This is a genomic window from Gracilibacillus sp. JCM 18966, assembly GCF_055392695.1.
Window position 1 is genome coordinate 283,048 of sequence record NZ_AP043883.1, and the last position, 17,080, is coordinate 300,127.

Consider the following 17,080-nt stretch of genomic DNA (forward strand, 5'->3'; position numbering starts at 1 on the left):
TACCACCACCACTAAAAATTGTTGCTTCTATTATACATGAAAATAACAACGAGGGTCTTCTCAATTTCATCGAGAAAACCCTCGTTAATTAGATTTTGGACTTTTTCAGTGGCCTCTTTATTCTTCGACTCTTTTTTTGCGTCTCAGACTCTATTTAATTTACTTCCACAGCTATCTCGAACGACAAGCTTTGTTGGAACGACTACTTTTAATGGGAGATTTCTTCCATTAATTTTATCCAATAAAAGCTTTACGCCTGTTCTCCCCATCTCTTCTGTATAGACTTTAATGGTAGTTAACGGCGTACTTGTAAATTGGGCCATTTCAATATCGTCAAAGCTTACAATCGCAATGTCCTCAGGCACTCGCAAATTCGCCTCTTGAATGGCTCTTAACGCACCGATTGCCATAGGATCACTTGCAATGAAAAAGGCCTCTGGTAAATCTCCTCTATTGATCGCCTTTTTCATTAATTGATATCCATTCGAAATCGTAAATTCTCCTATAAAAACATGATTGGGATTATAGGTTCCATACTGTTCCATCATCTTTCTGAAGGTTTTCTCTCGAGGGTCTTCTACATTGGTATAACCAGTATAAGTGTGCTCTAATTGCTTTCCTCCGATAAAACCGAGTTGTTGATAGCCATTCTGAAATAAATGATGAATGATGTTACTTGTCGCTACTTCAAAATCAATGACAACAGAATCAAACGTCTCTTCATCTGGTGCATAGTCAATATAGACAATATTTTTTATTTTCTCTTTTGCGTTTTGAATAGCTTCTGGTCTGAACCTTCCTACGATAATTAAACCATCGAAATCGTCTGTTAACTGACTTGCTTGAAATGATTTAATCCGGAACAGCTCGGTAACATGGATTCCGTGCTGTAAGCATTCCTTTTCAATACCTTGTCGGATTGGAAGAAAATAAGGATCGTTCAATTCCTCCTCTAGTGATTGGCATAAAATAATTCCTATTTTTATTTGATTCGTTTTTTCTGCTGATTGCTGCTCGAATCTTCGCTCTCTCACCGTTTTATAGCCAAGCTCCTTGGCTGTTTCGAGAATACGCTTTCTTGTATCAGGTGCAACCGATAATGTTTGATCATTATTTAACACTCTAGAAACGGTTGTTGCTGATACGTTGGAGCGTAATGCAATATCTTTTATCGTAGCCATATAAACAACCTCACTAATATATGTTTTTCTCTTCCTATTAGTATAACACTAATCTTTGATAACTTACTTACCTATTAGAAGTTAACGAGAGGAATAGATGACTTTTGGATCAGTTGATAGATTTGTAACAATATAGTGAGACTTCCATCAGTATAGATTTCTCCTCCTACCACCGATGGCTCGCATCTGTCAGCCTTTGTATAACTTATCAATCTTATATGACTAATGATAGAAAATCCCCACTATCCTTTACTAGCATAGTGGGGCTAACCTAGAGCATATAGTATCTAACCTTTTATACCTGTAAGTGTTACACCTTCGATAATATGTCGTTGTGCAAAGAGGTAAACGATAATAACTGGCACTACCGATATCGTTGCTCCTGCCATCATATAGGACCAATTTGTAACATATAAACCTTTGAAATTGTTAAGCAATAATGGAACGGTGAAATTTTCCGGTGTGGACAAATAGATTAATGCGTCAATGAAATTGTTATATGTCCCCATAAAGATAAAGATACCGACTGCAGCTAATGCAGGACGTATCAGCGGCAAGATCACACTCCAATAGATGCGAAATGGATTGGCACCATCCATCACTGCTGCTTCCTCTAACTCCTTCGGTATCCCTCTGATAAACTGGCGTAATAAAAAGACCGCAAAAGCATTGAATAATGCTCCAGGCACAATGAGCGTTAAATGAGTATCTAGCCAATTAATCTTATCCATAATTAAATATAAAGGAATCATCGTTACCTGTTTTGGAATCATCATAGTTGCTAGGAACAGGATGAACAATAAGCCAGAACCGCGAAAACGGAGCTTCGCAAATGCATAGGCAGCCATAGACCCTGTAAAAAGCTGGGCGACCACGACAACTACCGTAATGTAAAAGCTGTTCCAATAAGCTCTTCCAAATGGCATGGCCGTAAAAGAATCAACATAGTTTGACCAAACGATTGGGTCTGGTATCCAAACAGGTGGTACGGCGAATATTTGAGACATGTCCTTCAATGAACTACTAATCGTCCATAAAAAAGGAAAAACCATAATTATCGCGCCAATTGTTAAGGCAATGTGTAACAGAATTCTAGATGGTGCGATTTTTTTCTTTGTCTTCGCCACTGGTATCACTTGATTGATGGATTGTGTATTAGTCTTCATAATGGACCCACCTTTTTTGAAGCTTGAATTGAACAAGAGTAAAGATAAGGATTACTACGAACAGTATCATCGCTGCTGCAGAGCTTTCGCCAAAACGAAAATCTACAAAAGCATTATCATAAATGTGAAATACCATCGTATAACTCGCCTTACCTGGACCTCCATTTGTCATAACAAAGGCTTGATCAAACACTTGGAAAGAACCGATAATTGCCATGATCGTGACAAAAAAAGTAGTCGGTGACAGCATTGGGAGGGTAATCTTAAGAAATTGCTGAAATTTAGAGGCTCCATCGATCTCCGCAGCCTCATAATAAGATTTGGAAATCCCTTGAAGTCCTGCTAGAAAAATCACCATATTATAGCCAAGCTGCCACCAAATACTTAAAATGGCAATGGAAATCATGACAAGATTCGTATTAGTTAACCAGTCAGGGCCATTAATACCGATCATGGCTAAAACTTGATTAAGAATCCCCAGGTCTCCATTTAAAATCCACATCCAAATAACCCCAATCGAAACAGAGCTTGTCACAACTGGCATGAAATAAAACAAGCGATAGATCTCTTTTCCTTTAATTTTGTTCAGAGCAATCGCAAGTAGCATAGACAATAGAATTCCAAATGGTACAGTAAGAACGGTATATAATATCGTGTTATAGGTTGCCGTCCAAAAATCTGCATTCGTAAATTGATAGATAAAGTTATCAAGTCCTACAAATGACCTCTCCCCAAAACCATCCCATTTCATAAAACTTAAAACCAATGCAGAAACGAGTGGAATAACTGCAAAGAAAATTAAACCTATCAACTGTGGTGTTAAAAAAGCCAGCCCCCATAAGGCATTATTTTTTCGCATGTTGCTCACCTCTTTTAAATTATATGGAAGGAGGAGCAGGACACCCTACTCCATCACTGATTCTTATAATCCTCAATCATAGACTTAGCTTTTTCAGAAACCTTTGTAATCGTATCCTCTGGAGTTTGTTCACCTAAAAACATTAAATCAAAGATATCGATCACTTCTTGGTCTAGTCCTGGAATAACGGATTGATTTGCTTCCACTTTTCCAATATCGCGAGCATCGATCAAATAACTTGAATGTTCTGGAACTTCAGCATTTTCGATAATATCATCCACACTAGCAATAGATGGTACGGCATTTCCGTTTCCTTCAAGCCTTGCTCTCTGGCCTTTTTCAGAGGTATAGAAAGAGAGAAATTTCTTCGCTTCTTCTAAATTATCTGAATCCGTCGTCGTAGATAAATAGGCTGTTGCTATGACAGCAGGCTCCATTTTTTCTCCTGTATTCGTTGGCCATGGAATATAATCAAATTCGAGGTTTTTATTCTCACTAAACATCGGTGTATACCAGCGTCCTGCTGCTGCAAAGGCTGTCTGATTGGACATAAACATGGCATCAGGTCCCTGTCCTTCAGGTAAGGATCCCGCATACTTAAAGTTGCCATTTGAAACATTTTCATTTAAATAAGCAATAGCTTCTTGTGCCTTCTCATTTTCTTGTAGGATGATATTTCCTTCTTCGTCATACATTTTTCCACCATTTGTCCAAACCCAGCTAAACAAGTGGGAGGAAGTATTTTCTGCGACAAAGCCATATTTTCCAGATTCGGTCACTTGCTTATTTATCTCAGCAAATTTTTCCCAGTTCCATTCCCCCGCTTCATACAATTTCTGTGGCTCATTGGGATCTAAGCCCGCCTCTTCTAATACCGTTTTGTTGTAATACAGAAGCATTGGATTGGAATCCACTGGTGTACCGTAGATCTCTTCCTCTTTCTTAGCGGCACCCCATAAACCTTCTGCAAATTCCTCTGGTTTTACAAAGCTTTCATCCGAATTCAAAAACTCAGATAATTCTGCTACACGGCCTGTTTCAATTAGCTGGGACATGTATTCAGCACCAACATAGAACAGATCTGGTGATTGACTACCTTGAAGCTGTGTTAATAATTTTTGTTTATACGTATCACCAGGTCCTGGTATTAATTTAATAGATACATCTGGATTATCTTCTTGATACGCATCAATCGCTTTTTGATATACTTTGATTTCCGCTGGGTTCCCCCATGCCGTCATCGTTAGCTTTACCTTTCCATCACTAGAACCTCCTGAGGATGAGCCACCTGAATCAGAGCTACAAGCTGACAACAATAATACAATCAATACCATAGCTAATAATCCTTTTCCTAACCAACTTGATTTCCCTCTCATTTCCATTCCTCCTCAACACGTAAATATTTAGTGTTATTTTAGTAAATAATTCTTACTAATTACGAATATCATAACAGGAAAATAAAACGCTTTCAATATTTTTTTAGTATTTATTTGTGCAAACATACCATATTCTTTGCACAAATTTATGCATAAAGCACATGTAAGTAAGGTTAAGGCAAGTTTGTAAAAGTGTTTATTTAGTAATTTTTTGATGCTTTTTTGTTTATTAGAAAAACTCGCATTCGCTCATCCTTTAGCGAATGCCTAGTTTTTCTTATACTTGGTACCTTAAAATTTCAGCTACGCCGAAACGCTACTGTGCAGAAATTTTATACTCCCTCTATATACTAACGAATTCTCTTGATTACTCTATTTTTCTTAGAATATTATATAAATATCAAGTGTAATTTCACAACTTTAATTAGGTCAACCGAATGATGGATGAAATAATGGTGAAAAAGGGTTTACTTAATAAGCCATTTCTTTATTTTTGAAAAAAATGGTAACTAACTGTGCTATGATCGCACTCTTTTCCCACAATACTCATGGCGACAAACCCTCCCATATCTCACAGCGTCCGATGCGCATACATTCCTTCGTTCGGTCTATCCATGAAGTGGGGCCGGCGATGCTTTCCTACAGGGTCATTGCCCGATCGTATATAAATTTGCCGGCTGCTCCGTGCTTCAGATGTTGTGTTTGTTTTCTTGATGAAATACATGAGCTTCTAATTAAGATATTCTTTTATTCATACGTTACCATCGTCAATAGTCTTCCACTACACTCTATTCATTGCACGGCTTGATGTGGAGAGGTGGGCATGATACCCTGATCCAACTGAGCCAATTTTTTACCATTTGGTTCCTTGGCGAGGAGATCATGCCCATAGAGGCTCCATGTCAAGCCACTTAGGTATAAATGTCACTCAATGAAGAGAACATTACCAAACCTTTGTTAAACGGCATCTTTTAAACGAAAATGCGGGATATCTTGTAACATCTTCTCTGGACTAAATGCTACTTGTTTCTTTCCAATGGCAAACAATACTCGAATTAACTTGCAACATAATGCAATTAAGGATTGTTTTTTCTTCAATGGATTTTCTTTTCTTGTCGTAAAATATTCATGTAATGCCTTAAATGCACGATTGTGATTAACTAACGGCAGAATGACTTTAAACAACAGAGCACGTAATTTAGGGCGCCCTCTCTTCGTGATGATGGTTCTGCCTTTCCATTTACCAGACGTAGCCAGTTTCAAATTTAATCCTGACAATTTAGTGATTTGTTCTGGATGTGTATAGTTTTCTAAATCACCTACTTCTGCATAGAATGCAGCTATTGTTACCTTGCCAATCCCTTCAATATCATCCATTTCGTTTACGCCTGGAATGGTATCTAGAAATTGCTCTATCATTGCCCATGCCTCTTCTATTTTCTCTTGAATCAGCATATATTGTTCCATTAGCGTTTTCAGTTTAAACCTAGCTAGGATTTTTCCTTCTTGTATGCCAACAGAATGGCCTGCAACTTCTTGTAATTGTCGAACCTTTTTCAGTCCCACCCCTCTTTTAACTGCTTTACGGATTGCATTCAAGATGGTTATGTCCTCTGTTTCGGCGATTTCATCCGGAAACAATCCCATCTTCAGGACTTCCAAAGAGGCTTTTCCTTCCCATTTGGAAAAGACTGTTGTATATTCGGGGAAATACCGGTCAATCCATTGATGGACACGACCTTTTATCGTCTGAAAATCCTTCATTAATTGCTCATACAAATTCATACCTTCTCGAAGTTCTGCATAGATGCCTTCTGGCAAATTCGGTTCCGAATAACGGCCATCTTGGATGAGACGGGATATCACTCTCGCATCTTTCACATCATTTTTAGTTGGTGAATTGTCATCCAACTCTTTTGATTTCTTGACATGCGCCGGGTTGACAACGACGACTTTTATCTGCTTTTCTCTCAACCAATGAGCTAAAGGTAACCAATAATGTCCCGTTGGTTCCATCCCAATGATGATGTTTATTTTTCCATGCTGAACGCATAGTTCATCTTTCCAACACATGAGGGATTCAAAGCCTTCCCATGAGTTATCAAAGTATAAAGCTTTTCCAAACTGGATACCACGAAAATCTTGTGCTCGAGCTACGTGTTTGTTCTTAGCAATATCAATTCCGATAATTAATGTTTGTTCCGTTAGTTGTGCTATTTTGTCATTTTGTTTATAATACATAATAGTCCTCCTTGGTTCTAATTTAAGGGTCCTTTTACACTGCAGTGATCGGACACCTCGTATCATACCAAGGGGGCATTTTTTATTCAATCCTCATTTTGCTTTATTACAGGAATGCTTTCCTAACGTAAAATAAAAAAATCTACTAGCTTTTTTTCTGCTAGTAGATTTCATTCGTCATTCTCTCCATAGCTGTTCTAATAGAATGACAAGCCCAGTACCGATTAATAGACCATTACTAAAAAGGTTCTGTACATAGGATGGAAGCCCTGCAAACACCTCGGTTGGTAAAAACATTGTCCCCATTCCAAACAAATAAGCAATACCAAGGATTGTTATTTTTCTTTTATCTAGCTTTTCTAGTGTTACGTTATTTATCGCAAGACCGACTAGTTGGACAAATGATGCCATTAGTGCCGCATTCGCTATTGGTGATGGAATACTGGATATCACGGTGACGATTGGCGGAAAAAACGCAATGATAATCAATAGAATCGAAGCATAGAGAAAAGGTCTTTTATTTTTTTGCCCTGTTAAACTAATAAATCCAGCAGATGTCGCAAGTGGAACATTAGCAATGGCAGAAAAGATTCCTGCTATACCATGGTTCATTCCAGATAAGGTGGTACCTCGATTTACTTCGTCCTTGTAATGTTGCTTCTTCATGCCTAATATTTGATTGACAGCCACAATCGATGCCACCACATTCGAAATTAAAATAATGGCAGTAACAAAAGCTATCGGTATGACACTGTAATCAAAAATAGGCATACCAAAAGCAAACCATTCAGGCATTGCGAATAGCTTCATCTCCCCAATAGAGGATTCCGCTCCAATCATCAAGGCATATAAGATCCAACCTATTACAATACCAATTAGCACTGCATAGCTACTTAACCAGCCTTTGGCAAAAATCGATAAGCCAAGCACAACAAAAAAAGTAATAAATGCTAGCATTGCTGCATTTAGCTGTATCTTTTCCGAATTACCTTGCAATCCTAGCATCCCCTCAAGGAAAGTCCCACTTAATTGAACCGTTAGTAAAAAGAAAAACGTTCCTGTAACGAGAGGGGTAAATATCGGAAGAATCCATTGTGATATTTTCAAAATACCAAATAAAAATAAGAAAATTCCTGTCATAATCATAGTCGTTTCTAAAATTTGCAAAGATTCCGTTAAAGAAATTCCTTGTTGCACCCCAGTTACTGCCATCACAGAAAAAATACTTATCCATATCCCTGCTGGTCCTTCCATAATAGGGAGCTTATGCCCCAACCATCCTTGTAAAAAAGAGGCGACTCCAACAGTGAAAAAAGTTCTTTGCATCAAGCCAGAAACCTCTACAAAATCTAATTGATAAATAGCACCAATAACGATTGGCAATGCTACCGAGCTTGCAAGTAGGAAAACAAACCATTGGATCGTTTCTAATGTAGAACTGGAAAATGATTGGTTATTCATTTCATTGCTCCTAACTTCCCTTAATTAACCAATTTATTATAACACGAGGGGAAAAATTTTTGGGTGGAGGAGATTGGAGAGATGATGGTATTAGTGTAATTGTAAGCTCTCGTGTATTTCAAGGCTAGAGAATGCGTTTTTCTAACCTCCCTTGTCTATTCACTTTGTGATAGTGCTTTGGATTCTGTCTTATGACATTAGAAAAACTTGCATTCGCTCGACCTTGGTCGGAATGCCTAATTTTGCTTATACTTGGTACTAAAATTTTAGCTTTCCTAACACATAAAAAGAACCAGCTTACGAGAAGCTGGCTCCATATCATTATGATTTTTTACTTTTTCGATTTAAGATTAGGATGATACTTCCAAGCAACAGGAAGAGAAGACTAGTGATAATCCAATTAAATGTATTGGTTGCCGTCGATGGTAGCTCATTGTTTGAATGATCCGTTCCCCCTGTGGAAGCTTGTTCCGCTTCTGCTAGGACTCCATAAGTTGAGAAATGCTCGACGGTTACGGTAATGGTTCCATCTGTTACTTCTCCTCCAATATGTTCCCATTGCTCTAATTCTTCATTGTAGTAATAAATAGCTACCTCTTCTTTTGAAAATTTACTAGTTTCGTACTCAAGTGTTAAGGAATAATCTCCACGATAATCCTCGTAGCCTTCTGGGAATTCAAAATCAAACTGATAAATATCCCCTGCTATTTTAAATCCATCCGTATGGATTGGTGATGCTTCTTTTATCAATAGCTTTGTTCCGTTAGGTAAATCATCTGGTAATCCTATTTTGACTTTGGAACCTTCTATTACGATTGTTTGGCCAGGTGCTACACTCACTTTTTCACCAAGCTTTACTATTTTTTCATCAAGTTCACTATTATCACCAGACCCAGCTCCATCTTGATTAGACTGATCATTGCCTTGATCCTGATCTGATCCTTCATCATCATTGTGTTCCTCGTCTTTATCTTGATCGGACCCATCATCACCATTATCTTCCTCTTGATCTTGATCTTGATCCGATCCATTATCATCCCCATTGTCTTCTTCGTCCTGCCCTTGATCTCCATCATCTTGTCCATCATCAGGCTGCTCACCACCGTCATCAGGATTTTCTTCCCCTGAATCATTATTTAAAGCTTGTGCATCCCATCCTTTTAGTACATTAGGGACCGTCCATTTAGCAGCTTCTTCATCTGTCAATTGTCTACGGTTTTCATTAATCACAGCGCCTGGTCCATAATTCTCATACTCATATAATCTAGCATCCTCTGGTTCCAGACCGCTCATCGAGGTCCAGCCCTCTTCCTTAATATGAGCACCAAGCTCACTATGCTTGATCAAGACACTACCTCTTGCTTGTGGATTCCCACCTGCTGGCCACGGACGCCCTAAATAGACGGTGCCATCCGCCGCATCACTCGTAAATTTACTATCTAGTATCAGCATGCCATATTTCTCAGAAAGTAGTGTGCTCGCAGCAGTAACATAGCCATTATTTGAATCAGAGCCTCGATCATAAGAGTGAATAATCGAATCCTCAATTACAATACTTGCGGCACCGAAGATGAAATCAACATCCCCTTCAATATAAACCTGATAATAATATTGAGTACCAGAATGGGTGTATAAGGTGTCTTGGTTTCCAATAAATCGAACATTTCGATAATATTGACGATCACCACTAGCATAAACCGCGACTGCTTGATTTCCTTCTACATTAATACTCTCATCAAAGGAATTTTCTAATGTTAGGTTTTGAACCGTTAAATCATCTGCTTTTAAATAAACACTTGCACTGCCACTTGTACCTAATGTTCCACCAACTCCATTATCTCTACCTGCATAATTGTCGTACGTAATGATCGTATCTGTTTCACTTTCCCCTAACAGGGTAATAAATGGCTTGTTGTTAGGAATCGTGACAACCTCTTTATAGATTCCATTCTTGATAAAAATGGTAACTGGGTCTGTATTGTTTTCTGGAACGGCATCGATTGCTGCTTGGACGGTTTCATAATCTCCACTACCATCCTTGGCTACTGTTATATGGCTTTCTATCTCATTCATTTGCTTCATTTGTCCTTCCAATTGATGAATATTATTTGCTTCTAACGTTCTTCCATTTATATCTGTTGAATTGGTATTTGCCACTTGAACGTAAACCTTGTTTGTGTAATTTCCCGTCTTTTTAGCGATTTCTAGAAGCTGTGCTCCCCAATGGCCACCCCAAGCATAGCCATTTCTTCTCTCTTCTTCGATCTCCATAATGTCATGCTTAATGACACCATCACGACCAGAGAAGATTGGCTTATTTGTACCAATTTCATAGAATCGATACCAAGCAGTAGAATTAGGGTCTTCTACAAAATACTCATTGTTTGGATCGCCACTAACATAACGAGTATTTTCAAGCTTCACTTCATCAAGCCATTCTAGAGCAGCTAATATAGCACGATTGATTTCTTCTGTTGGAGGACGTGACATCAAATAGCGAATGATTCCAACAGATTCTGATCCAGAAATGGAAGGATGCTCATAGGAACGGGCTCCTCTAGGTTCATAAGTGAATGGGTCATGCTGTGCACACCATGCTGTTAACTGACCATCTACTTCAATTTGTGCATTTAGAATATAGTCTATTGCGATATCAATCGATTCCTTTGTTTTCCTCACATATTCTTCACTAATCAGATCAGAATTAAATGGATATTTTTGTTCAACAATTAAATCCATCATTTCTAGCACATTTATCATAGCCTCATCATTAAATGTCACATAGTCTGAGTAGTTACCTCGTTCTGGATAAACCTGTGCAAATCCACCCGTATCATATTGTAATTTAAAAAGAAATTCTAGTCCTTTTTCGATACTTTCTTTATATTTCACATCTTTTGTCTCCTGGTAGACTTGTGCTAAATACATGATTTCAGAAATAGTAGCATCATTATCGATCGTACCAAGCTCAACACCATCTTCTACCCACTCGGAACGCGACTCTTCCCCATCCCATGGACGTGTATAGATGTGGGACCAGTTTTTCGTCCAACCACCATGCTCCATTTGCCATGTAAGTAAGTTATTTGCTTCCTCAATGGCAGTATCTAAGTCACCAGAAAATTTCGTTTCTTCGATCTCTTGCTCATATTCAGCATATTCATTCCAATCGTCTAGGCTGTGAAGAATAACTACCGTCTGTCCAAATTTATTCGTCGTATGTGTCGCTTTATCGATACGTAAATTTTCAAAGCCTGGTGAGAGTAAATCCCATTTTCTTGTTGGAACCACTACTTCTAAATCATTGTAGTCAAACTCTTCAAAATGGCCATTTAACGTCACAGCCATCACATTGGAGGATACAGCATGAACTCCTACTAATTCTATCTCTCGACCCTCTTGATCGGATAACCATTCTCTTGCTTCTCCCCAAGTTAGGGACCCATTGTTCGTTGAGATAGTATCTCCTGTAATGTTTTCGATCATTTGGGCAGCCTCTTTTTTCGTTATCGTTTGATCTGGTGAAATGCTATCATTTTTCACTAGATGATCGGCATAGCCTTGTTCTTTCGCAGCTTCTAATACATAGGCATACCATTCCTCTCTTGAGACTTCCCAAACATTTTCTTTATTTTGTAAGTTCTTGAATTTCTCTTCATAAACAAATCCAAAGCTATCATTGACTAATGCCATAAATTCGAGTCTTGTGATTTCTTCCTCATTTGCTGCTGGCTCTTCATCAATCATACCAAGCTGTTTCATTTTCTTTACTAATAAGCCACCTGCTACTTCTTCCAAATTGGAGTCTTCTACTTCTACTGGGGCCTCTCCACCACCATCTGCTAAATTATGAACACGTAGATGGTCAATGTTCGCACCACCACTAGAACCAACTCCTGTTGCTCGGATCACATTTTCACCAGCTTTTAGCTCCGCTTTCGTTGTAGTATACGTCCATTCTGCCCAACCACCTGTTGGATCGAAGGCTAGCTCTTCTTCTATTATCTGATCATTTACCTTTATCTCTGCAGGACGCGAATCGGTTCCTCCATGACCATAGCGAAAATCTAAATAATACTCTCCATCAGCTGGAACATTCACTGTCCATTCTACCCAGCTTCCCGGTTGATTTGGACTAAAATCAATAAAGCCCGTTCCCGTAAAACCTGTATGCTTATTATCTACAATAACCCCATCAGATTCGAAAACCGCATCCTCTGCTTCATAAGTATCATCAACCTCCATGAAAACACGCAAATGGTCAATATTCGCTCCACCACTTGGCGCAATTCCTGTTGCTCGAATCGTATTTACGCCTGCTTTTAAGTTAGCTTTTGTGGAAGTATGTTTCCATGCTGCAAAATCACCTGTAGGATCGAATGCTAATTCTGGATTGACCACCTCTCCATTTACCTTAATCTCCGCAGGGCGTTTATCTGTACCACCATGTGCATAACGGAAATCTAACGTGTATTCCCCATCAACTGGAACTTCAACCGTCCACTCAATCCAGCCTCCTGGCGCATTTGGATTGTAATCAACAAAACCTGTACCCGTAAATCCGACATGCTTATTATCGATAATTGCATGATGGACCTCCGCATCCTCTGCTTCATAAATGCCACCTGCTGATTCTGATGGTTCCTCTTGATCCGAATCTGGATCTTGTTCAGGATCAGTCGGTTCCTCCGGAGGCTCAGGGTCTGTCGGTTCTTCCGGCAAGAATCCCGCCACTCTTATATCATCCACATAGTGGCCCTGTGCACTACTATTCGGTGTAAAGGTCTCGATAAAATTCACTTTCGTTGTCGATTCATTGAGGGCAGCATCTTCTAATTTCAACTCCCCATCAATAAAGACATTTGCTTTTTGATTATCTAAATCTATTTTCACTTTAATGTTATACCACTGATTTTCCACTACCTCTACTAAAGGCTCATAATGATCACCAGTTCGATAAGTGATACTGTTATTCTTTGTTTCGATGATTACAGGAGTTGCATCCCCTTTAACTCTGACAATTTTCGTAGAGCTCGTATAGCTTGGTTGCATAAATTTCAAATCAACTGTCACGGTTCCTACAAGATCATCGAACGATTTACTTAAAATCACATTCGTTTCTTCACTTGTGTCCTCTAAATAGACACTTTTATTCTCAGCAGAAGGTAAATCAACCACCGATACGGTTCCACCAGCTTCTGAAACAGTTACATCTGTCGGCTCTTCACCTACGGCATCTTCATTAAAATTCTTTTCAAAAACTATTTCTCCTTCTGGATCGGCCTCTTCCTCTACCTCTGTTTGTTGAGAAATCAATAGATTATCAATATGATGACCAAACGCTCCATTTCCTGGTGTAAAGGATTCGATAAAATCAATGGTTGTTGCAGGACGATAAAAATTGGCATTTTCTAGCTTCAATTCGTCATTGATATATGTGCTAGTAGTTTGAGCTTGTAGATTGACTACTAATTTTACGTCATACCACTGACCTTCTTTTACTTCTATCAGATTTTTATAGGTATCATCACTGTTACGATAGGCGATATGACCATCCTTTGTTTCAATGATGGCAGAGATTCCATCCCCTTTGACACGTAACACCTTTGCAGAGCTTTTATAGCTAGGCTGTTTGAATTTTAATTGTATGGTTACTATTCCTGTTAACGCTTCAAAGGATTTAGAGATTTGTACAGAATCACTCTCACTCGTATCCTCCAATTGGACAAATTTATTTCCTGTTTCGTCTTCCGCAATCGTTACCGATCCACCCGCCTCTGAAATATCTAATCCTGCTGGGGTCTCACCTACCGCTTCGTCATCAAAGTTTTCGTTCAGGATAACAACGTTGTTAAAATTACTCTCCGCTTTTACTACTTTCGTGGGTAATGCAGGCAATATAGTTGTGACTAATAACACGAATATCATAAAGAGATATCCAATCCGCTTCCAGGTTCTCATTCCTTTCTTTCTCCCTTCCTCTATAAATTTAGTATGAATAATTAAACCATTACCTCCTTCCTCTTATAAACCATTAGAGATCTTTTCATCTCTGTACTGCTTTGGGGTCATGTTGACATATTTCTTAAAACACCTAATAAAATTAGATGCAGTAGAAAACCCGACTTGTTGTGCTAAATCATTGATCGAGATTTTCGTATCAATCAGCATTTTTTTCGCTTCATAAATTCGCCTTTGTAAAATATATTGATGGATCGTCATGCCGAATTCTTTTTTAAAAAAATGACAGAGATAATACTTATTAAAATGAAGCTTTTCTGCAAGCTCTTCAAGCTGCCAATTTGTGCACCAAATAACATTGATTTCTTTTAATATTCTTTCTTGAAGCTCTACCCTTTCATTTTTGGGTAAAGTATTTTGTGATGGATGTGGCTCAAATGATGTATGTATCTCTCTGCTTAAATATAGAAGTAATTCTGCTAAATAAAGCTCTAGAGCACTTTTTTGTCCCCAGGAATGTATATCATTATATTCCCGTAGAAGCTTATCCATAATATGTCGAAATGGACCTTTGCGCCACATAAATAAGTGGAGTAAACAGTGTGGAACAGGTAAATCATCTAACAATTGTCTGAACTTGCTGAGAATAGGCTGATTGGAGAGAAGAAAATCATCAGTGAACATGATCACGACTCTTTCATATACTTGATCCTCTAACAATCGCACTTTATGAAATTCTGTACTATTAAAAAAAGTACCTGATCTTTTTTGACATGATAGACCTTTTCTTCAAAAATAAACTTCGCTTCTCCATGCTTGACCCAGACAATCTCATAGCCTAGATGTGAGTGAAAATCCTTCGCTGTCTTCTTACCTGTTTTGTCCTCAATTTTAAAAGAAGGTATCGCCACTTGTTTTCTATTCATCTAAATATCCCCACTTCCTTTCTCATCCTTGTTTTTAAAAGAAAACGGTTACATTCTGTATTATAACACAGTGATTTTCATCGTTATATCTAAATATTGTTGAAAAAATATTCCTATATTGCTCTCGAATGCTAGAGATTTTCCAATAGGTTAAGCAAGATTTCATAAAAATAAAAAAAGGGGCTGTTGCACAATCAAGAATCTAGATTGTGCAACAGTTTTTTTGTGAAGACAAAAAAAGCAGACCACAAAGGGCCTGCTTTCGTGTATTATTACCTTATGACGAATAAACTAATAACACAAACTAAGTATACGCAACCATCGACAAATTATCAACTATATCTGCCGATGGATCTGGAAGTAATGATCCCATTAGATGATTCGGTCCGACTCCACTGCCTCTTATGCGAAAGGATGGATTATAGAGATTTACTACAGGCATACTCTCCAAAAGGGAGAAAACCGGTAGTCGATCCAGTCATTTTATTTAAGGTCATTACGTACGCGGCTTCCCAAAAAATCATATCTTCACGCGCCATTGAAAAAGCGTGTCGTCGAGACATTCATTTTCATTGGCTTCTCCAAGGGTACCCGGTTCCTGACCATGCGACCATCAGTCGATTCAAGAAAAAATACCTGACAGATGACGTGATGGCAAAGCTTTTTTTCCAACAAATCGAGTGGCTCTACCAACAAGAAGCGATTACCGGAGAAACCGTCTATATTGATGGTACCAAAATCGAAGCCTATGCCAATCGGTATTCCTTTGTATGGAAAAAGGCCATCACCAAATATGAAACGAACATGTACGTGAAATGGCAAACACTCCTGGAACAGATCAATACAACTTACTGTACAATGTTCCACACTTCTTATGAGACATTTCAGAAGGATTTAAAAAAGGTTTTTGCCTTCCTAGAAGAACGACAGGAAGAAGAACAAATCGTGTTTGTTTATGGTAAAGGGAAAAGAAAAACCGTCCTTCAACGATACCATGAACAAGTAAAGGACATGCTTCAACGCAAAAAGCAATATGACGTTTCCAAGCAGATTATGGGAGAAAAACGGAACAGCTATTCCAAAACAGACCATGATGCCACGTTTATGCGAATGAAAGACGATCATATGAGAAACGGACAACTCAAACCAGCTTACAATGTCCAAGCTGCCGTGGATGCAGAATTCATCGTGGGGATCGATGCTTTTTCAGATCGTAACGACACGACGACATTGATTCCGCTACTTCGCTATCTAAAGGAACATCTCCCTTTCACCTATCGCCATATCGTCGCGGATTCCGGATACGAAAGCGAAGAAAATTATGTGTATTTAGAGAAGCAGAAGCAGACTGCCTATATCAAGCCACAAAATCATGAACGAAAGAAAAAAGCTTCGTTCCAAAAGGAAATCAAACACCGAGAAAATATGGCTTACGACAAAAGTACCGATACGTACACGTGCGCAAATGACAAGCAGTTACATGCGATTCGAAACTATAAGCGTACCTCGCAGACAGGCTACCAATCTCTGGTAACCGTCTACGAATGTGAAGACTGTACAGGTTGTCCATTTAAGGAAAAATGTACAAAAGCCAAAGGCAATCGACAACTACACGTAGCTAAGCAATTTCTGGCGTACCGAGAAACAGCGCAGGAAAATATTCAAACAGAAACAGGCACGCTCTATCGCATGAATCGTTCCATACAAGTAGAAGGAACCTTTGGTGTCATAAAGGAAGATTATCATTTGAAAAAGTTTCATTCAAGAGGAATAAACAATGTGCGAAATGAGCTAATGATTCTGGCATTCGGTTATAATCTCAATAAAATACATACAAAAATTCAATCGAACCGTATCCCTCTCTATTACCATCCATTAAAGACAGCTTAAAATTTTTTGAAAAAGTGGA

10 protein-coding genes are annotated in these 17,080 nt (G+C 38.5%); 1 reads left to right on the top strand and 9 read right to left on the bottom strand.

Features of this window, described 5'->3' with window-relative positions; translation table 11 throughout:
• Positions 1–143: 143 nt before the first annotated feature.
• The 9 genes from ACZ5N5_RS01250 to ACZ5N5_RS01290 form a co-directional block, all read right to left on the bottom strand.
• Positions 144–1,181 carry a LacI family DNA-binding transcriptional regulator gene (locus tag ACZ5N5_RS01250; protein WP_109983071.1) on the bottom strand — a complete coding sequence of 346 codons (1,038 nt, stop codon included), beginning with the start codon at positions 1,179–1,181 and terminating at the stop codon, positions 144–146.
• Positions 1,182–1,468: 287 nt separating this feature from the next.
• Positions 1,469–2,347, bottom strand: coding sequence for a carbohydrate ABC transporter permease (locus ACZ5N5_RS01255; protein WP_109983072.1), 879 nt, complete (start codon positions 2,345–2,347; stop codon positions 1,469–1,471).
• Positions 2,337–3,206, bottom strand: a complete 870-nt coding sequence (locus tag ACZ5N5_RS01260) for a carbohydrate ABC transporter permease (RefSeq protein ID WP_109983073.1) — start codon at positions 3,204–3,206, stop codon at positions 2,337–2,339. The genes ACZ5N5_RS01255 and ACZ5N5_RS01260 overlap by 11 nt, the downstream gene beginning before the upstream one ends.
• A 53-nt stretch (positions 3,207–3,259) precedes the next feature.
• Positions 3,260–4,582: an ABC transporter substrate-binding protein gene (locus tag ACZ5N5_RS01265; RefSeq protein ID WP_464367730.1), complete on the bottom strand. Its 1,323-nt coding sequence runs from the start codon at positions 4,580–4,582 to the stop codon at positions 3,260–3,262.
• Between the two features lie 957 nt (positions 4,583–5,539).
• Entirely contained in the window at positions 5,540–6,823 is a 1,284-nt protein-coding gene (locus tag ACZ5N5_RS01270; protein ID WP_464372517.1) for an IS110 family RNA-guided transposase, read from the bottom strand.
• Positions 6,824–7,000: 177 nt separating this feature from the next.
• Positions 7,001–8,284: a purine/pyrimidine permease gene (locus ACZ5N5_RS01275; protein WP_464373102.1), complete on the bottom strand. Its 1,284-nt coding sequence runs from the start codon at positions 8,282–8,284 to the stop codon at positions 7,001–7,003.
• A 321-nt stretch (positions 8,285–8,605) separates the two neighbouring features.
• Entirely contained in the window at positions 8,606–14,245 is a 5,640-nt protein-coding gene (gene pelA, locus ACZ5N5_RS01280) for a pectate lyase (protein WP_464373103.1), read from the bottom strand.
• 63 nt (positions 14,246–14,308) lie between these two features.
• Positions 14,309–14,971 carry a helix-turn-helix transcriptional regulator gene (locus ACZ5N5_RS01285; protein ID WP_464373104.1) on the bottom strand — a complete coding sequence of 221 codons (663 nt, stop codon included), beginning with the start codon at positions 14,969–14,971 and terminating at the stop codon, positions 14,309–14,311.
• A complete protein-coding gene (locus ACZ5N5_RS01290) occupies positions 14,959–15,171 on the bottom strand; it encodes an AraC family ligand binding domain-containing protein (protein WP_054861071.1) in 213 nt (70 codons plus the stop codon). The genes ACZ5N5_RS01285 and ACZ5N5_RS01290 overlap by 13 nt, the downstream gene beginning before the upstream one ends.
• A gap of 279 nt (positions 15,172–15,450) precedes the next feature.
• Between ACZ5N5_RS01290 and ACZ5N5_RS01295 the strand changes: the two genes are divergently transcribed.
• Positions 15,451–17,061: an IS1182 family transposase gene (locus ACZ5N5_RS01295; protein ID WP_464373105.1), complete on the top strand. Its 1,611-nt coding sequence runs from the start codon at positions 15,451–15,453 to the stop codon at positions 17,059–17,061.
• Positions 17,062–17,080 lie beyond the last annotated feature (19 nt).